General features: G+C 68.5%; 15 protein-coding genes. 10 read left to right on the top strand and 5 right to left on the bottom strand.

Features of this window, described 5'->3' with window-relative positions; translation table 11 throughout:
• Positions 1-2: 2 nt before the first annotated feature.
• The 3 genes from trmL to IAE60_RS04145 form a co-directional block, all read right to left on the bottom strand.
• Positions 3-482 carry a tRNA (uridine(34)/cytosine(34)/5-carboxymethylaminomethyluridine(34)-2'-O)-methyltransferase TrmL gene (gene trmL, locus IAE60_RS04135; protein ID WP_162110027.1) on the bottom strand — a complete coding sequence of 160 codons (480 nt, stop codon included), beginning with the start codon at positions 480-482 and terminating at the stop codon, positions 3-5.
• A 107-nt stretch (positions 483-589) separates the two neighbouring features.
• Complete coding sequence (locus tag IAE60_RS04140) at positions 590-979, bottom strand: hypothetical protein (RefSeq protein ID WP_185894776.1); 390 nt, start codon at positions 977-979, stop codon at positions 590-592.
• 394 nt (positions 980-1,373) lie between these two features.
• Complete coding sequence (locus tag IAE60_RS04145; RefSeq protein ID WP_162110025.1) at positions 1,374-2,078, bottom strand: SDR family oxidoreductase; 705 nt, start codon at positions 2,076-2,078, stop codon at positions 1,374-1,376.
• Positions 2,079-2,222: 144 nt separating this feature from the next.
• Here IAE60_RS04145 and IAE60_RS04150 point away from each other — a divergent pair, with 144 nt between their 5' ends.
• The 4 genes from IAE60_RS04150 (at position 2,223) to IAE60_RS04165 (ending at position 7,607) form a co-directional block, all read left to right on the top strand.
• Positions 2,223-5,087 (top strand): M16 family metallopeptidase, encoded by a 2,865-nt coding sequence (locus tag IAE60_RS04150; protein ID WP_187573980.1) that lies wholly within the window; start codon positions 2,223-2,225, stop codon positions 5,085-5,087.
• A gap of 102 nt (positions 5,088-5,189) precedes the next feature.
• Positions 5,190-5,507 carry a DUF4156 domain-containing protein gene (locus tag IAE60_RS04155; protein WP_162110023.1) on the top strand — a complete coding sequence of 106 codons (318 nt, stop codon included), beginning with the start codon at positions 5,190-5,192 and terminating at the stop codon, positions 5,505-5,507.
• A gap of 125 nt (positions 5,508-5,632) precedes the next feature.
• The gene (locus IAE60_RS04160) at positions 5,633-6,649 is read left to right on the top strand and encodes a 3-oxoacyl-ACP synthase III (RefSeq protein WP_162110022.1); all 1,017 of its coding nucleotides are present in this window, start codon (positions 5,633-5,635) and stop codon (positions 6,647-6,649) included.
• Positions 6,650-6,716: 67 nt separating this feature from the next.
• Positions 6,717-7,607: an alpha/beta fold hydrolase gene (locus tag IAE60_RS04165; RefSeq protein WP_187573981.1), complete on the top strand. Its 891-nt coding sequence runs from the start codon at positions 6,717-6,719 to the stop codon at positions 7,605-7,607.
• A gap of 22 nt (positions 7,608-7,629) precedes the next feature.
• On the opposite strand, the gene IAE60_RS04170 is transcribed toward IAE60_RS04165, so the two are convergent.
• A complete protein-coding gene (locus tag IAE60_RS04170) occupies positions 7,630-8,010 on the bottom strand; it encodes a YkgJ family cysteine cluster protein (RefSeq protein ID WP_187574656.1) in 381 nt (126 codons plus the stop codon).
• 92 nt (positions 8,011-8,102) lie between these two features.
• Between IAE60_RS04170 and oleC the strand changes: the two genes are divergently transcribed.
• The 5 genes from oleC to ubiB all read left to right on the top strand — a co-directional run bounded on the left by oleC (position 8,103) and on the right by ubiB (position 13,580).
• Positions 8,103-9,746, top strand: coding sequence for an olefin beta-lactone synthetase (oleC, locus tag IAE60_RS04175; RefSeq protein WP_187573982.1), 1,644 nt, complete (start codon positions 8,103-8,105; stop codon positions 9,744-9,746).
• Positions 9,743-10,744, top strand: coding sequence for a 2-alkyl-3-oxoalkanoate reductase (gene oleD, locus IAE60_RS04180; protein ID WP_187573983.1), 1,002 nt, complete (start codon positions 9,743-9,745; stop codon positions 10,742-10,744). Before oleC ends, oleD begins: the two co-directional genes overlap by 4 nt.
• A 270-nt stretch (positions 10,745-11,014) precedes the next feature.
• Positions 11,015-11,173 (top strand): DUF1328 domain-containing protein, encoded by a 159-nt coding sequence (locus IAE60_RS04185; RefSeq protein ID WP_082563134.1) that lies wholly within the window; start codon positions 11,015-11,017, stop codon positions 11,171-11,173.
• A gap of 116 nt (positions 11,174-11,289) precedes the next feature.
• On the top strand, positions 11,290-11,931 hold the full coding sequence (locus IAE60_RS04190; RefSeq protein ID WP_187573984.1) for a ubiquinone biosynthesis accessory factor UbiJ: 642 nt from the start codon (positions 11,290-11,292) through the stop codon (positions 11,929-11,931).
• Positions 11,928-13,580, top strand: a complete 1,653-nt coding sequence (gene ubiB, locus IAE60_RS04195; protein ID WP_187573985.1) for a ubiquinone biosynthesis regulatory protein kinase UbiB — start codon at positions 11,928-11,930, stop codon at positions 13,578-13,580. Before IAE60_RS04190 ends, ubiB begins: the two co-directional genes overlap by 4 nt.
• 62 nt (positions 13,581-13,642) lie before the next feature.
• Here the strand turns inward: ubiB and IAE60_RS04200 are convergent, their stop codons facing one another.
• Complete coding sequence (locus IAE60_RS04200; RefSeq protein WP_187573986.1) at positions 13,643-14,068, bottom strand: hypothetical protein; 426 nt, start codon at positions 14,066-14,068, stop codon at positions 13,643-13,645.
• Positions 14,069-14,177: 109 nt separating this feature from the next.
• Here IAE60_RS04200 and IAE60_RS04205 point away from each other — a divergent pair, with 109 nt between their 5' ends.
• Entirely contained in the window at positions 14,178-14,744 is a 567-nt protein-coding gene (locus IAE60_RS04205; RefSeq protein WP_162110016.1) for a type 1 glutamine amidotransferase domain-containing protein, read from the top strand.
• Positions 14,745-14,750: the final 6 nt, after the last annotated feature.

Consider the following 14,750-nt stretch of genomic DNA (forward strand, 5'->3'; position numbering starts at 1 on the left):
CGCTAAGCGCCGCCCACGAACCCTGCCTGGCGCCAAACCTCGAACACCACCACCGCCACGGTGTTGGAGAGGTTGAGGCTGCGGTTGTCCGGCCGCATCGGCAGGCGCAGGCGCTGGTCCGGCGGCAGGCCGTCCAGCACGTCCTGCGGCAGGCCGCGCGTTTCCGGGCCGAACAGGAAGGCATCGCCGGGACGATACTCGGGCTGGTCGTAGCGCATGGTGCCCCGCGTGCTCAGCGCGAACAGGCGGCCGGGACGGATGCGCTGCAGGGCCGCTTCTAGCGAAGCGTGGACCTGCAGCGTGGCGTACTCGTGGTAATCCAGGCCGGCGCGCTTGAGCTGCCTGTCTTCCAGCGTGAACCCGAGGGGTTCGATCAGGTGCAGCCGCGCGCCGGTGTTCGCACAGAGGCGGATGGCATTGCCGGTATTCGGGGGAATTTCCGGCTGGTACAGCAGGACATCGAGGTCCAGGGCGTCGGTCATGGCGCGCATTCTACGCGGCGCTGCATGGCCTCGCGGGCGGGTGGTGCGGTGGAACTCCGGCCATGGCCGGCTTGCATATCACGCGGGTGGAACGTGTTGCCTGCGTATCAACGCGAAGCCAGCTGGCTGGCCAGCACACCTGCCTGCACGGCGACCTGCTGCATGTCTTCCGCCGACGGACGCACGGTGACCACCGGCATGTCGACCACGCGCACCGCCTGCTGGGCGACGAAGTAGGCCAGGTCCTCGGCGGTCGGCGTCACGTTGACGGCGGCCAGGTCGACGATCTTGGCGTCCTTGTAGGTGTTGTAGTGGGCCAGGTCGGCGGCGTCCGGGGTGACGGTGACGGTCGGCAGGTCGACGATGCGCTCTGCCGCGGCGGCGGCGGCCGTGCGGCCCGTGTCGGCCTGGGTGGCGGAGACGACCATGGCGCCGGCGCACAGGGCGAAGACGACGGCGGCGGTCAGCGGGAGGAGGTTCTTGGCGTTCATTGTCATGCCTCTGTAGTGATGTTGTGGGGTGGTGTGGTAGTAAGGTAGTACACCTAGACAGAACGGTCAAGCGAAACCTGTTGTTTCGATGAGTTGATTCAGGGTTCAGTCAGGTTTGGTTCGGAACAGCGGGCGGCTTGTTATAGGTAGAGCAGGAACCGTGCCAAACGTAAGTTGTTGATCCAGTTGAATTTAAATATGCAGTGTTGCTGTCCGGTGTCCGGGTTGCGTGTCCGTCCGGTTGTCCGTCCTGCATGCACAAGACGCGGCCGGGCGTGTGGTGTGACTGCGAACACGCCACCTGGGCCGGAGGCCGGTCAGCTTGGGGTGTGCTGGTTGTGATGCGGTTTAGGCAGGAACCGTTGCAGTTCCGCCGGAACGCCGGGGATGGCGTTCAGTTTCACCAGGGCAGGGACTGGCCCTGCCAATCGAGGAAGGACCCGCTGTCGTCGGGCGTGAGGCGGTCGATCACGTGCAGCAGCCCGGCGGCGGACTCCTCCACCGACAGCGCGGCGTTCTGCCCGCCCATGTCGGTGCGCACCCAGCCGGGATGCAGGGCCACGACGGTGACGTGCCGGGTGGACAGCGCCTGCGCCAGCAGCGAGGTGGCCATGTTCTGTGCCGCCTTGCCGATGGCGTAGCTGGGCGTGCGGAATTCCTGCCGCAGGCCGATCGAGCCGACTTCGGAGGAGATGTTGGCGACCACGCCCCCTTCGGCCAGCCGGGGCGCCAGCGCCTGGGTCAGCAGGAACGGGCCCGCCGCATTGGTGTGGAAGCTGGCATCGAGGTCGGCAGGCACGACCTGGCCGAAACGTTCACCCCCGCGCAGCACGCCGGCGTTGTTGATCAGCAGGTGCAGGGACTCTTCGTCGGTCACCAGGGGCAGTTCGCGCACCAGTTCGGCGCGGCTGCGGGGATCGGCCACATCCAGCGGCAGCACGTGCAGGCGCCCGGGATGTTCGCCGGCCAGGGTATTCAGGGCGGTGGCCTTGCCCGGCTGCCGGCAGGTGGCGACAACGTGGCAGTGCCGGCCGAGCAGCTGGCGGACGAGTTCCAGGCCCAACCCGCGGTTGGCGCCGGTGACCAGGCAGTGCTTGCGGTCCATGCAACCTCCGGGGAAGGCGCGAATGGCAGGGCCCACGGACGCATGGGCCATCCGTCATGGCTTGTGGCCTAGTGTAATGAGCCAGGGCCGCGGTTAGCATCGGGTGTTCTGTTCTGCCGACCCCGTATTACAAAGGAGTGTCCGATGCGCCTTACCCGCCGGCCCCGCGCCGCCCTGCTTGCCCTCGCCCTGTCCACCGCCCTCGGCGGCCTGGCCTATGCGCCGGCACCCACGTACGCGAAGCCGGCCGCCGCCGCGGACATCGTGATTCCCTATGAGGAGTTCACCCTGCCCAATGGCCTGCGCGTGATCGTGCATACCGACCGCAAGGCGCCGATCGTGGCGGTGAACATCTGGTACCACGTGGGCAGCAAGAACGAGAGCCCCGGGCGCACGGGTTTCGCGCACCTGTTCGAGCACCTGATGTTCCAGGGCAGCGAGAACCACGACGGCGAGTTCTTCACGCCGTTCGAACTGGTCGGCGCCACCGACCAGAACGGCACCACCAACCAGGACCGCACCAACTACTTCCAGAACGTGCCCACCACCGCGCTCGACATGGCGCTGTGGATGGAATCCGACCGCATGGGCCACCTGCTGGGCGCGATCGACCAGAAGGCGCTGGACGAACAGCGCGGCGTGGTGCAGAACGAGAAGCGCCAGGGCGAGAACCAGCCCTATGGCCGCCGCATCATGGCCCGCATGTTCGAGGCGCTGTACCCGGCCGGACACCCCTACAGCTGGCAGACCATCGGCTCCATGGCCGACCTGGATGCCGCCACCCTGGACGACGTGAAGACCTGGTTCCGCAGCTGGTACGGCCCCAACAACGCCGTGCTGGTGCTGGCCGGCGACATCGACGTGGCCACTGCGAAGGAGAAGGTGACGCGCTATTTCGGCGACATTCCGGCCAGCGCCACGCTGGCCGACATGAAGACCCACATTCCGAAGCATGCCCAGGATACCCGCGAGACCATCCCGGACCGCGTGCCGCAGGTGCGCCTGTACCGCGGTTGGCCGGTGGCCGAGATGGGCACCCGGGACGCGGCGCTGCTGGATCTGTTCGCCCAGGTGCTGGGCGGCAGCGCGGCCTCGCGCTTCGACACCCGCCTGGTGCACGGCGACAAGATCGCCGACCAGGCCAGCGCCTACCAGTGGAGCAGCGAGATCAGCGGCACCTTCTTCCTGGTCTCGACCGTGAAGGAAGGCGTGGACCCGGCCAAGGTGGAGAAGGCGCTGGACGAAGAACTCAAGCGCTTGATCGCCGAAGGCCCCACCGCCGACGAACTGGAACGCGCCAAGGTGGCCGGTCGCGCGGCATTCGTGCGCGGCATCGAGCGCATCGGCGGTTTCGGCGGCAAGTCCGACGTGCTGGCCTCGTGCGCCGTCTACCAGGGCACGCCGGACTGCTACCAGGAAGAGCTGGACATCCTCGCCAACGCGACCGCGGCCGACGTGCAGGCGGCCGCGAAGAAGTGGCTGGCGGGCGCGTCGCACACCATCCTCGTGCAGCCCAGCGAAACCCCGGCCTCGGCCCTCCCGGAAACCGTGTTCGCGGCACCGGCCACTACGCCGGCCGCCACCCCGAAGGTCGACCCGAAGTTCAAGACGGTGAAGACCGACGTCGACCGCAGCGCCGGCGTGCCGAAGACCACCACCTTCCCCGATCTGAAGTTCCCCGCCGTCCAGCGCGCCACGCTGTCCAACGGCATGCAGGTGGTGCTGGCCGAGCGCCATGAGACGCCGGTGGTGCAGATCAATGTCGAGTTCCCGGGCGGCTATGCGGCCGACGTGGGCAAGAAGCTGGGCACCGCGAGCTTCGCGCTGCAGATGATGGACGAGGGGGCGGGCCAGTACGGCGCGCTGGCGCTCGCCGCACGCAAGGAAGCCCTGGGCGCGGAGCTCAGCACCGCTGGCGGACTGGATTCGGCCTCGGTGGGCCTGTCCGCGCTGACCGAGAAACTGGAGCCGTCGCTGGACCTGCTGGCCGACGTGTTGCGCCGGCCGACCTTCGATCCGGCGGAAATCGAGCGCGTCCGCGCCACCTGGATCGCCGGCATCAAGCAGGAGAAGGCGCGTCCGCAGACCGCCGCGCTGCGCACGCTGCCGCCGCTGCTGTACGGCGCCGGCCATCCGTACGCCATCCCCTTCACCGGTTCGGGGACGGAAGCCTCCATCGCCTCGCTGACCCGCGACGACCTGGTCGCCTTCCACCGCGACTGGCTGCAGCCGGACCAGGCCCGCATCACCGTCGTGGGCGACACCACGCTGGCGCAGATCGTGCCGCTGCTGGAGGCCCGCCTGGGCGACTGGAAGCCCGCGCCCAACGCGCCGAAGCTGCCCGCAGTACCGAAGGTGGCCAATCCGACCAAGCCGCGCGTTTTCCTGATCGACCAGCCGGGCGCCATCCAGTCCAACGTCTACGCCGCGCAGCTGGTACCGCCCACGGGCGACGCCGGCACCATCGACTTCGACTTCGCCAACGGGGTGCTGGGCGGCCAGTTCAGCTCGCGCCTCAACATGAACCTGCGCGAGGACAAGCACTGGGCGTATGGCGCTTACAGCGGCGCCCGCAACACGCTGGGCCAGCGTCCCTGGTGGGCCAGCGCGGCGGTGCAGAGCGACCGCACGGCCGATTCCATGAAGGAACTGCAAAAGGAGATCAGCCAGTTCGCCACCGGCCAGGCCCCGGCCAAGGCGGAGGAAATCGCCAAGATCCGCGCGGCCAACACCCTGGAACTGCCGGGCGCGTACGAAACCGCCTCGGCGGTGCTTGGCCAGATCGTCTCCAACCAGCGCTACGGCCGTCCGGACGATTACATCGTCCAGTACAAGGCCCGCAACGAAGCCATCGGCGCCGCCGATGTGGCCAAGGCCGCCGCCACGCTGTCGCCCTCGTCCCTGACCTGGGTGGTGGTGGGCGACCTGTCCAAGGTGGGCGACTCGGTCCGCGCGCTGCAGCTGGGCGAGGCGGTCCAGCTGGATGCCGACGGCAACGTGAAGAAGTGAGCCCCGCCTGCCGCCCCTCCCCGGAGGGGCGGCTGATGGCCCGGTTCGATTCATCCGGAATCCGCCAGAATGGCCGCGACTCACATTCCGAAGGTGTCCCCGATGCGTCTTGCCGTCCTTGCCGCGGCTTCCGCCGTGTTGTTGTCCGCCTGCACCTGGGTGCACCTGGCCCCGGCCGCGAAGAACGTGCGGGTGATCCCCGCCGGCGCGACCCCGGCCGGCTGCGAAAAACGCGGCGAGGTGTCGGTGTCGGTCAAGGACAGCGTGGCGTTCTACGAGCGCAATACCCTGCGCGTCCGCGACGAACTGGAAACCCTGGCCCGCAACGAAGCGCCGGGATTGCAGGCCGATACCCTGCAGCCCCTGGGTGATCCGGTCCACGGCGAGCAGCGGTTCGCGGCGTTCCGCTGCAGCCGATAAAATGTGACGAGCGTCACCTTTTGGCGTGAGGGGGGGCCCCGCGCGATCCTGCGTAAAGATGCGGTGAAGGCGGGAAGTGAGTACCCTTGTCGGCCCCCTCTGCCCGAGCCTTGGCGCTAACCTCGATGCTCTTCAAGAATGTCTCCATCGCGGGACTGGCGCATATCGATGCGCCGCACACGCTGACGTCCGACGAGATCAACGCCCGCCTGCAGCCCACGCTCGATCGCCTGGGCATCAAGACCGACGTGCTCAACGACATCGCCGGCGTGCACTCCCGTCGCCTGTGGGACGCCGACGTGCAGGCCTCCGACGCCGCCACCCTGGCCGCCCGGAAGGCCCTGCTGGACGCCGGCATCGGTGCCGACAAGATCGGCCTGGTGGTCAACACCTCGGTCAGCCGCGACTACCTCGAACCGTCCACCGCCAGCATCGTCTGCGGCAACCTGGGCGTGGGCGACGAGTGCCAGACCTTCGACGTGGCCAACGCCTGCCTGGCCTTCATCAATGGCATGGACATCGCCGCGCGCATGCTGGAGCGTGGCGAGATCGACTATGCGCTGGTGGTCGATGGCGAGACCGCCAACCTGGTCTACGAGAAGACCATCGAGCGCCTCAATGCGCCCGATGTCACCGAACAGCAGTTCCGCGACGAGCTGGCCGCCCTGACCCTGGGCTGCGGCGCCGTGGCGATGGTGATGGCGCGTCGCGAACTGGCCCCGGAAGCCCCGCGTTACAAGGGCGGCGTGACCCGTTCGGCCACCGAGTGGAACAAGCTCTGCCGCGGCAACCTGGACCGCATGGTCACCGACACCCGCATGCTGCTGATCGAGGGCATGAAGCTGGCCAACAAGACCTTCGCCGCTGCCAAGGTGGCGCTGGGCTGGGCGGTGGACGAACTGGACCAGTTCGTCATCCACCAGGTCAGCCGGCCGCACACCCAGGCCTTCATCAAGTCCTTCGGCATCGATCCGCAGAAGGTCATGACCATCTTCACCGAACACGGCAACATCGGTCCGGCCAGCGTGCCGATCGTGCTGAGCAAGCTGAAGGAACTGGGCAAGCTGAAGAAGGGCGACCGCATCGCCCTGCTCGGCATCGGCTCGGGCCTGAACTGCACGATGGCCGAGGTGGAGTGGTAATCCCACCCGGCATGTGCATTCCAGGGGCCGGTTCGCCGGCCCTTTTCTTTGACGGCGGCGACGCGCGATGAACCTTCCCGGCTACCCCTCCCATCCGAAGCGCTTCGAGGTCCGCCCGGGCCTGTCGATGAACTACCTCGACGAAGGCCCGCGCGACGGCGAGGTGGTGGTGATGCTGCACGGCAATCCGTCGTGGAGCTACTACTGGCGCACGCTGGTGGCGGGTCTGTCCGACAAGTATCGCTGCATCGTGCCCGACCACATCGGCATGGGCCTGTCCGACAAGCCCGACGACAGTCGCTACGAATACACCCTGCAGTCGCGCGTGGACGACGTGGCCGCGCTGTTGCGCCATCTGGGCATCACCGGTCCGGTGACGCTGGCCGTGCACGACTGGGGCGGCATGATCGGTTTCGGCTGGGCGCTTTCGCACGCCGCGCAGGTCAAGCGCCTGGTGATCACCAACACCGCGGCGTTTCCGATGCCCGCTGCGAAGAAGATGCCCTGGCAGATCGCGCTCGGCCGCGACTGGACCATCGGCGAATGGATCATCCGCGGCTTCAACGCATTCTCCGCCGGCGCCTCATGGATCGGTGTGGAACGCCGCATGCCGGCGGACGTGCGCCGAGCGTACGTGTCGCCCTATGACACGTGGGCCAACCGGATCGCCACGATCCGCTTCATGCAGGACATCCCGCTGGGGCCGCAGGACAAGGCGTGGTCGCTGCTCGAGGCTGCCGGCAAGGCGCTGCCGTCGTTCGCCGACCGTCCGGCGTTCCTGGGCTGGGGGCTGAAGGACTTCGTGTTCGACCGGCATTTCCTCGACGGCTTCCGTGCCGCGCTGCCGAAGGCGGAAGTGCACGCGTACGAAGACGCCGGCCACTACGTGCTGGAAGACAAGCACGAGATCCTGGTGCCGTTGATCCGCGACTTCCTGGATCGTCATCCATTGACCTGATTCCTTCGCAAGGAGAGAAGGCTTAAAGCTCCGGCAACGGATTCTTCTCGGCCTCCACCACGCCCGCCCAATCCGCCTGCACCAGCAGCGGCAACCCATGCGCCAGCCGCGCCTTGTCGCACTGTGCGCTGCGTTCGCCGAACTCCAGCGAGGCCGGTACCAGCGCGCATACCGACGGCCGACGGTCGTGGATCGTGCAGCGGCTGTAGCGGCCGATGTCGGCATCCAGGGCCACGCAGCGCGGGTCCTTCTGCGAGGTGCCGCGCATCACCCGCTCGTGCACGCGCAGCGGTTCGGTCAGTGCGGCCGGTACCGCGCCGCCCTGCTCGGGGTCCGCCTCGCTCCAGTGGAAGCTGACGCGGAAATGGGCGCAGCAGGCGCCGCAGGTCAGGCAGGGATGCATCGGGGCGGGCTGGCGGCTGGGCGCGGGCGGGACGCGCATTCTGCCAACGCCGCGGGCTGACGCAAGTACCGTCCAGCGGCGACAATGCCCGCATGACCGATCCGTGCAACATCGCCGCCAGCCTGCCCCGGCTGGCCCGCGAGCAGCCCGACCGCGTGGCCATGCGCTGCCCCGATGGCGCCGGCCGCTACACCCGCGAGCTCACCTACGCGCAGCTCGATGCCCGCAGCGATGCCATCGCGGCCGGTCTGGGCGCCTACGGCATCGGCCGCGGCAGCCGCACGGTGGTGATGGTGCGGCCCACGCCGGAGTTCTTCCTGCTGATGTTCGCGCTGTTCAAGGCCGGCGCCGTGCCGGTACTGGTCGACCCCGGCATCGACCGCCGCGCGCTGAAGCAGTGCCTGGACGAAGCCGAGCCCGAAGCCTTCATCGGCATCCCGCTGGCCCAGTTCGCGCGCCGCGTGCTGGGCTGGGCGAAGTCGGCGAAGAAGATCGTGACCGTAGGCCCGCGCTGGGCCTGGGGCGGCACCACGCTGGCGAAGATCGAGGCGCGCGGCGCCGGCGCCGGCCCGCAACTCGCGGACACGGCGCCCGACGATGTCGCCGGCATCCTGTTCACCAGCGGATCCACCGGCGTGCCGAAGGGCGTGGTGTACCGCCATCGTCATTTCGTCGCCCAGATCGAGTTGCTGCGCAACGCCTTCGGCATGCAGCCCGGCGGCGTGGACCTGCCGACGTTCCCGCCGTTCGCGCTGTTCGATCCTGCGCTGGGGCTCACCTCGGTGATTCCCGACATGGACCCCACGCGTCCTGCCAGCGCCGATCCGGACAAGCTGCACGCGGCCATCGCGCGCTTCGGAGTCACCCAGCTCTTCGGCTCGCCGGCGCTGATGAAGGTGCTGGCCGACCACGGCGCGCCGCTGCCCACCGTGCAGCGCGTGACCTCCGCCGGTGCCCCGGTGCCGCCGGACACCGTGGCGAAGATCCGCACCCTGCTGCCGGAGGGCGCGCAGTTCTGGACGCCGTACGGCGCCACCGAATGCCTGCCCGTTGCCGTCATCGAAGGCCGCGAACTGGAATCCACGCGCGCCGCCACCGAGGCCGGCGCCGGCACCTGCGTCGGTCGTGCCGTGCCGCCGAACGAAGTCCGCATCATCCGCATCGTCGATGCGCCGATCGCCGACTGGAACGACGTCGACGAAGTGCCCGATGGCGAAGTCGGCGAAATCACGGTCGCCGGTCCCACCGCCACCGATACCTATTTTCGCCGCGATGCGGCCACGCGCATCGCCAAGATCCGCGAAGCGCTGCCCGACGGTGGCGAGCGCATCGTGCACCGCATGGGCGACGTGGGCTGGTTCGATGGCGAGGGCCGGCTGTGGTTCTGCGGCCGCAAGACACAGCGCGTCGAAACCGCCGACGGCCCGCTCTACACCGAACAGGTCGAACCCGTGTTCAATACGCATCCCCAGGTCCGCCGCACCGCGCTGGTCGGGGTCGGCGAACCCGGACGCCAAACGCCGGTGCTCTGCTACGAACTGCAGCCGGGTGTCGGCGTCGACCGCGCGCGGCTGGAGGCCGACCTGCGCGCCATCGGCGCACGTCATCCGCATACCGCGCGCATCGCCAGGTTCCTGCCGCACCCGGGCTTTCCGGTGGATATCCGCCACAACGCCAAGATCGGCCGCGAGACGCTGGCCGCATGGGCCGCTGCGCAGAAGGAGCCGCACGCATGAAGATCCTCGTCACCGGCGGTGGTGGCTTTCTGGGACAGGCGTTGTGCCGCGGCTTGGTCGAACGCGGGCATGAGGTCATCAGCCTCAACCGCGGTTATTACCCCGTGCTGCGCGAACTCGGCGTGGGCCAGGTGCAGGGCGACCTCGCCGATGCGCACGCGGTGCGGCATGCCGCCGACGGCGTGGACGCGATCTTCCACAATGCAGCCAAGGCCGGCGCCTGGGGCAGCTACAAGAGTTACCACGATGCCAACGTGGTCGGCACGCAGAACGTGCTGGATGCCTGCCGGCTGCACGGCATCGCGCGCCTGGTCTACACCTCCACGCCCAGCGTGACCCATCGCGCCACCCATCCGGTGGAGGGCGGCACTGCCGACAGCGTTCCGTACGGCGAAGGCTTCAAGGCACCTTACGCCACCACCAAGACCATCGCCGAGAAGGCGGTGCTCGCCGCCAACGACGCATCACTGGCGACAGTGGCGCTGCGGCCGCGCCTGATCTGGGGTCCCGGCGATCACCAGATCCTGCCGCGGCTGGTGTCGCGCGCGCGCGCCGGCCGCCTGCGCATCGTCGGCAGCGGCGAGAACCACGTCGATACCACCTACATCGACAACGCCGCGCAGGCGCACTTCGACGCTTTCGACCATCTCGCGCCGGGTGCCGCCTGCGCAGGCAAGGCCTACTTCATCTCCAATGGCGAACCCTGGCCGATGCGCAAGCTGCTCAACGCGCTGCTGGAAACGGCCGGCGCTCCGCACGTGGACAAGCACCTCTCGTTCAAGGCGGCCTACCGTGTCGGCGCGGTGTGCGAGGCGCTGTGGACGGTGCTGCCGCTGAAGGGCGAACCGCCGATGACACGCTTTCTCGCCCAGCAGTTGAGTACCGCGCACTGGTACGACATGGCGCCGGCACGCCGTGACTTCGGCTACGTGCCGCGCGTGTCGATGGACGCAGGCTTCGAACGCCTGAAGGCCTGGCTGCGCGATCATCCTGTGTAGAAGGGGCTTCAGCCCGCGGCTCGCACACCTCGCCGCATGCGCGCCTATGAGCGTGGTGCCGCGAGATCACGCAGTCGACGGATCCGTTACGGCATTCCGGACGGGACAGGGGCGGTGGTCGAGCCCCTGAAGCCTTCACGCACGAATCACGACGCTGAAGGCCGTCCATATCGCGCCGGGCGACAATCACGCGGCGACGACTTCCCGCATTCCAGCATGGCGCACGCCACTAACGGCTGTACCACTGGCCACATGCCAAAGGGAGTTTCCATGCTGCGCTACGCCATCATCTTCTTCGTCATCGCCCTGATCGCCGCCGTGCTGGGCTTCAGCGGCATCGCCGGCGCCGCCACCAACATCGCGTGGGTGCTGTTCGTCGTGTTCGTGATCCTGGCGATCATCTCGCTGCTGCGCGGCAAGCGCGTCTGACGCCTCACCGTCTCTCTCCGCCGGGACGGCAGGACGCCGTCGAGCCCGCCCCGAGCCTGCATGAAGCAGGCGAACGGGCGGGCGGGGTGCGCAGGCTTTGCCGCTAGAATGGCCGCATGGACCTGTCTCCGTTCGATGCCCTCAAGCCGCTCGCCGGCCGTGCGCTGGAAACCGCGCTCAACCACGCCCTCGCCCTGGATCCCGATACCGAAGCCGCGCTGCGTCCGCTGGAGGGACGTCGCATCCAGGTAGCCGTGGACGCGCCATCCCTGGCGATGGACATCATGGTCGGGGGCGGCCGACTGCAGGTCGGCCCCGCCAGCGAAGTGCTGGAGGCCGACCTGGCCGTGCGCGGCACGCTGGGCGGCCTGCTGGGCCAACTGCCGTTCTTCCGTCGCGACCACGCCACGCCGGTCGGCAAGGTCAAGGTGTCCGGCGACGCCGAGCTGGCGCGCCGCCTGCAGACGCTGGCCACCCGTTTCGATCCCGACTGGTCGCTGCCCTTTACCCGGGTGTTCGGCGACATCGTCGGCGTGCAGGTCGCCAATGCCGTGCGCGCAGGCCTGCAGCAGGCGCGTGCCGCCGCAGGCAGCCTGGCAGGAAGCGCCGCCGAGTACGTCACCGAGGAATCGCGCGACGTGGTCGGCCGCGAGGAACTCAATGCCTTCCATGACGATGTCGACGCCATCCGCGACGACGTCGAGCGCCTCGCCGTGCGCATCGGTCGCCTCGCCGCCCGCGTGGAGCACCGCGCATGAAGTCGGTGCTGCGGGCCAGCCGCATCGGTCGCGTGTTGTTGCGCTACCGCCTCGACGACCTGCTGGAAGGCACGCAGGTCGAGCGCTGGCTGAGGCTGGCCCGTCCCTTCGTGCCGCGCGCATCGGCCGAGATCGCCGCGCAGCCGCGGGGTGCGCGCCTGCGGCTGGCGCTGCAGGAACTGGGCCCGATCTTCGTGAAGTTCGGCCAGATTCTATCCACGCGGCGCGATCTGATCCCGCCCGACATCGCCGAAGAGCTGACCCTGCTGCAGGACCGGGTGGCGCCATTCGACGGCGAACTTGCGCGTGCGCGGGTCGAGCAGGAACTCGCGCGCGACATTCGCGATGCCTTCGAGACCTTCGACACCACGCCGCTGGCGTCTGCCAGCATCGCGCAGGTGCACGCCGCCACGCTGCCGGGCGGGCGCGAGGTGGTGGTGAAGGTGTTGCGCCCGGACATCGGCCGCCAGATCGCGGGCGACATCGCGCTGCTGGAGAGCATCGCCGCCATCGTCGAACGCGCGCATCCCAACGCGGACAAGATCCGCCCGCGCGAGATCGTCGCCGAGATCGAGAACACGCTGGCCGCCGAACTCGACCTGCAGCGCGAGGCCGGCAATGCCAGTCTGCTGCGCCGCAACTGGGCCGGGTCGCCCGACCTGTACGTACCGGAAGTGATCTGGTCGCACACGGCGCAGGGTGCGATGACGATGGAGCGCGTGCGCGGCATCCCGTCGGACGACATCGCCGCGCTGGACGCGGCCGGCATCGACCGCAAGGCGCTCGCCGCCAAGGGCGTGCGCGTGTTCTACCAGCAGGTGTTCCGCGACAACTTCTTCCACGCCGATGCGCACGCCGGCAACATCTGGGTGGATCCCGAACGCAAGACCGATCCGCGCTTCATCGCGCTGGATTTCGGCATCATGGGCCAGCTCTCGCGCGACGACCAGTACTGGCTCGCCGAGAACTTCATGGCGATCTTCAACCGCGACTATCGCCGCATCGCCGAGCTGCACGTGCAGGCCGGCTGGATGCCCGCGCACATCCGCATCGACGAACTGGAAGCCGCCGCGCGCGCGGTGTGCGAGCCGTACTTCACCCGCCCGCTCAGCGAGATCTCGCTGGCCGAAGTGCTGGCCAAGCTGTTCCGCACCGCGCAGCGCTACGAACTGACCCTGCAGCCGCAGCTGATCCTGCTGCAGAAGACCCTGCTCAACATCGAAGGGGTGGGCCGCCAGCTGGACCCGCAGATCGACATCTGGGCCGTGGCCAAGCCGGTGCTGGAACGCATCCTGGTGGAGCGCTACAGCCCGCAGCGTGCCGCGCAGGAATTCCGCAAGCGCCTGCCCGAGATCATGACCCACGCGCCGGACATGCCGCGCCTGGTGCATGCGTGGCTGAGCCAGCAGGTGGAGGGCCGCCACGAACTGTCGATGCGGTCCCGCGACCTCACCGAACTGACGCAGACCATGAAAGGCCTGCAGCGCCGCGTGGTGGCCGCCATCCTCGGCGTGGGCCTGCTGATCGTCGCGGCGGTGCTGTATGCGCTGGAAGCCGGCGGTCCGCGCCTGCTCGACGTCCCGGCCTCGGCCTGGATCGCCGGCATCGGCGGCCTGTGGGCCCTGCTGGCGGCGTGGCCCAGGCGGTGAAGCGAGAAGTGAGGGCAGAGAAGTGAGGAGTGAGTGCAAGCTCGGACGCCTCTACTCACTACTCACTCCTCTGCACTCGTTCCTCGCTTCACAACCAGCCACCACCCCAGCCAGACCTGCACGGGCAACGTTAGCAGGCAGGCGAGGGTGAACCAGCGCGGGAAGTCGTCCCACGCCATCACCGTCACGTAGAGGCTCAGTGCCAGATACAGCGCGAACAACACCCATGCGTGTGCCGTCTTCGCCACCGCGGCCATGCCGACCATCAGCGCGCTGCCCGCCACTCCGGCAAGGAACACCCAAAGCAGGTCGTAGGCCAGTCGCGCATCACCGCCCCGCGGCAGTCGCAGCAGGTCCGCGAGCTCGCCGCCGGCCAGGTTCACCAGCGGCACCGCAACCGCGGCGAGCGCAAGTGCCAGCACGCTGCGCAGCACCACGCTGAAGTGACGCGCCATCCGGAAGCCCTGGGTGATGAACGGGAGCGCCATTGAAGCACGGCGTCCGTGCGCGTTGACGCGTTCGCAACGATTCCTTCGCGCCTCGTGCGCATCGCGGGGACTACGGTGGTCGCTCTTCCCCACTGAAGGAGCACACGCCATGAGCCATCTCACCGGAAAGCGCGTCGCCATCCTCGCTACCGATGGATTCGAGCAGTCCGAACTCACCGAGCCGCTGCGCGCGCTGCGCGAGCACAAGGCCGACGTGGACATCGTCTCGCTGGACGGTGGCCGCATCCAGGGTTTCAAGCACTTCGACAAGGGCGATCAGGTCGAAGTGGATCATGTGCTGTCCGAGGTGTCGGCCAAGGACTACGACGCGCTGGTCATTCCCGGCGGCCTGTTCAATCCCGATGCGCTGCGCGTGGACGATCAGGCGCTGGCCTTCACCCGCGGGTTCTTCGAGGCCGGCAAGCCGGTCGGTGCGATCTGCCACGGCCCCTGGGTGCTGGCCAATGCCGACGTGCTGCGTGGCCGCACCGTCACCTCGGTGCCCAACATCCGCAAGGACCTGGAGAACGCGGGTGCGAACTGGAAAGACGACGAGGTGATCGTCGACAAGGGCTTGGTGACCAGCCGCACGCCGAAGGACCTGCCCGCGTTCTGCGCCAAACTGGTGGAGGAAATCGCCGAGGGCACGCACGGCGGCCAGCGGCGTTCGGCGTAAACCCGA

The organism is Pseudoxanthomonas mexicana (assembly GCF_014397415.1).
Taxonomy (GTDB): domain Bacteria; phylum Pseudomonadota; class Gammaproteobacteria; order Xanthomonadales; family Xanthomonadaceae; genus Pseudoxanthomonas_A; species Pseudoxanthomonas_A mexicana.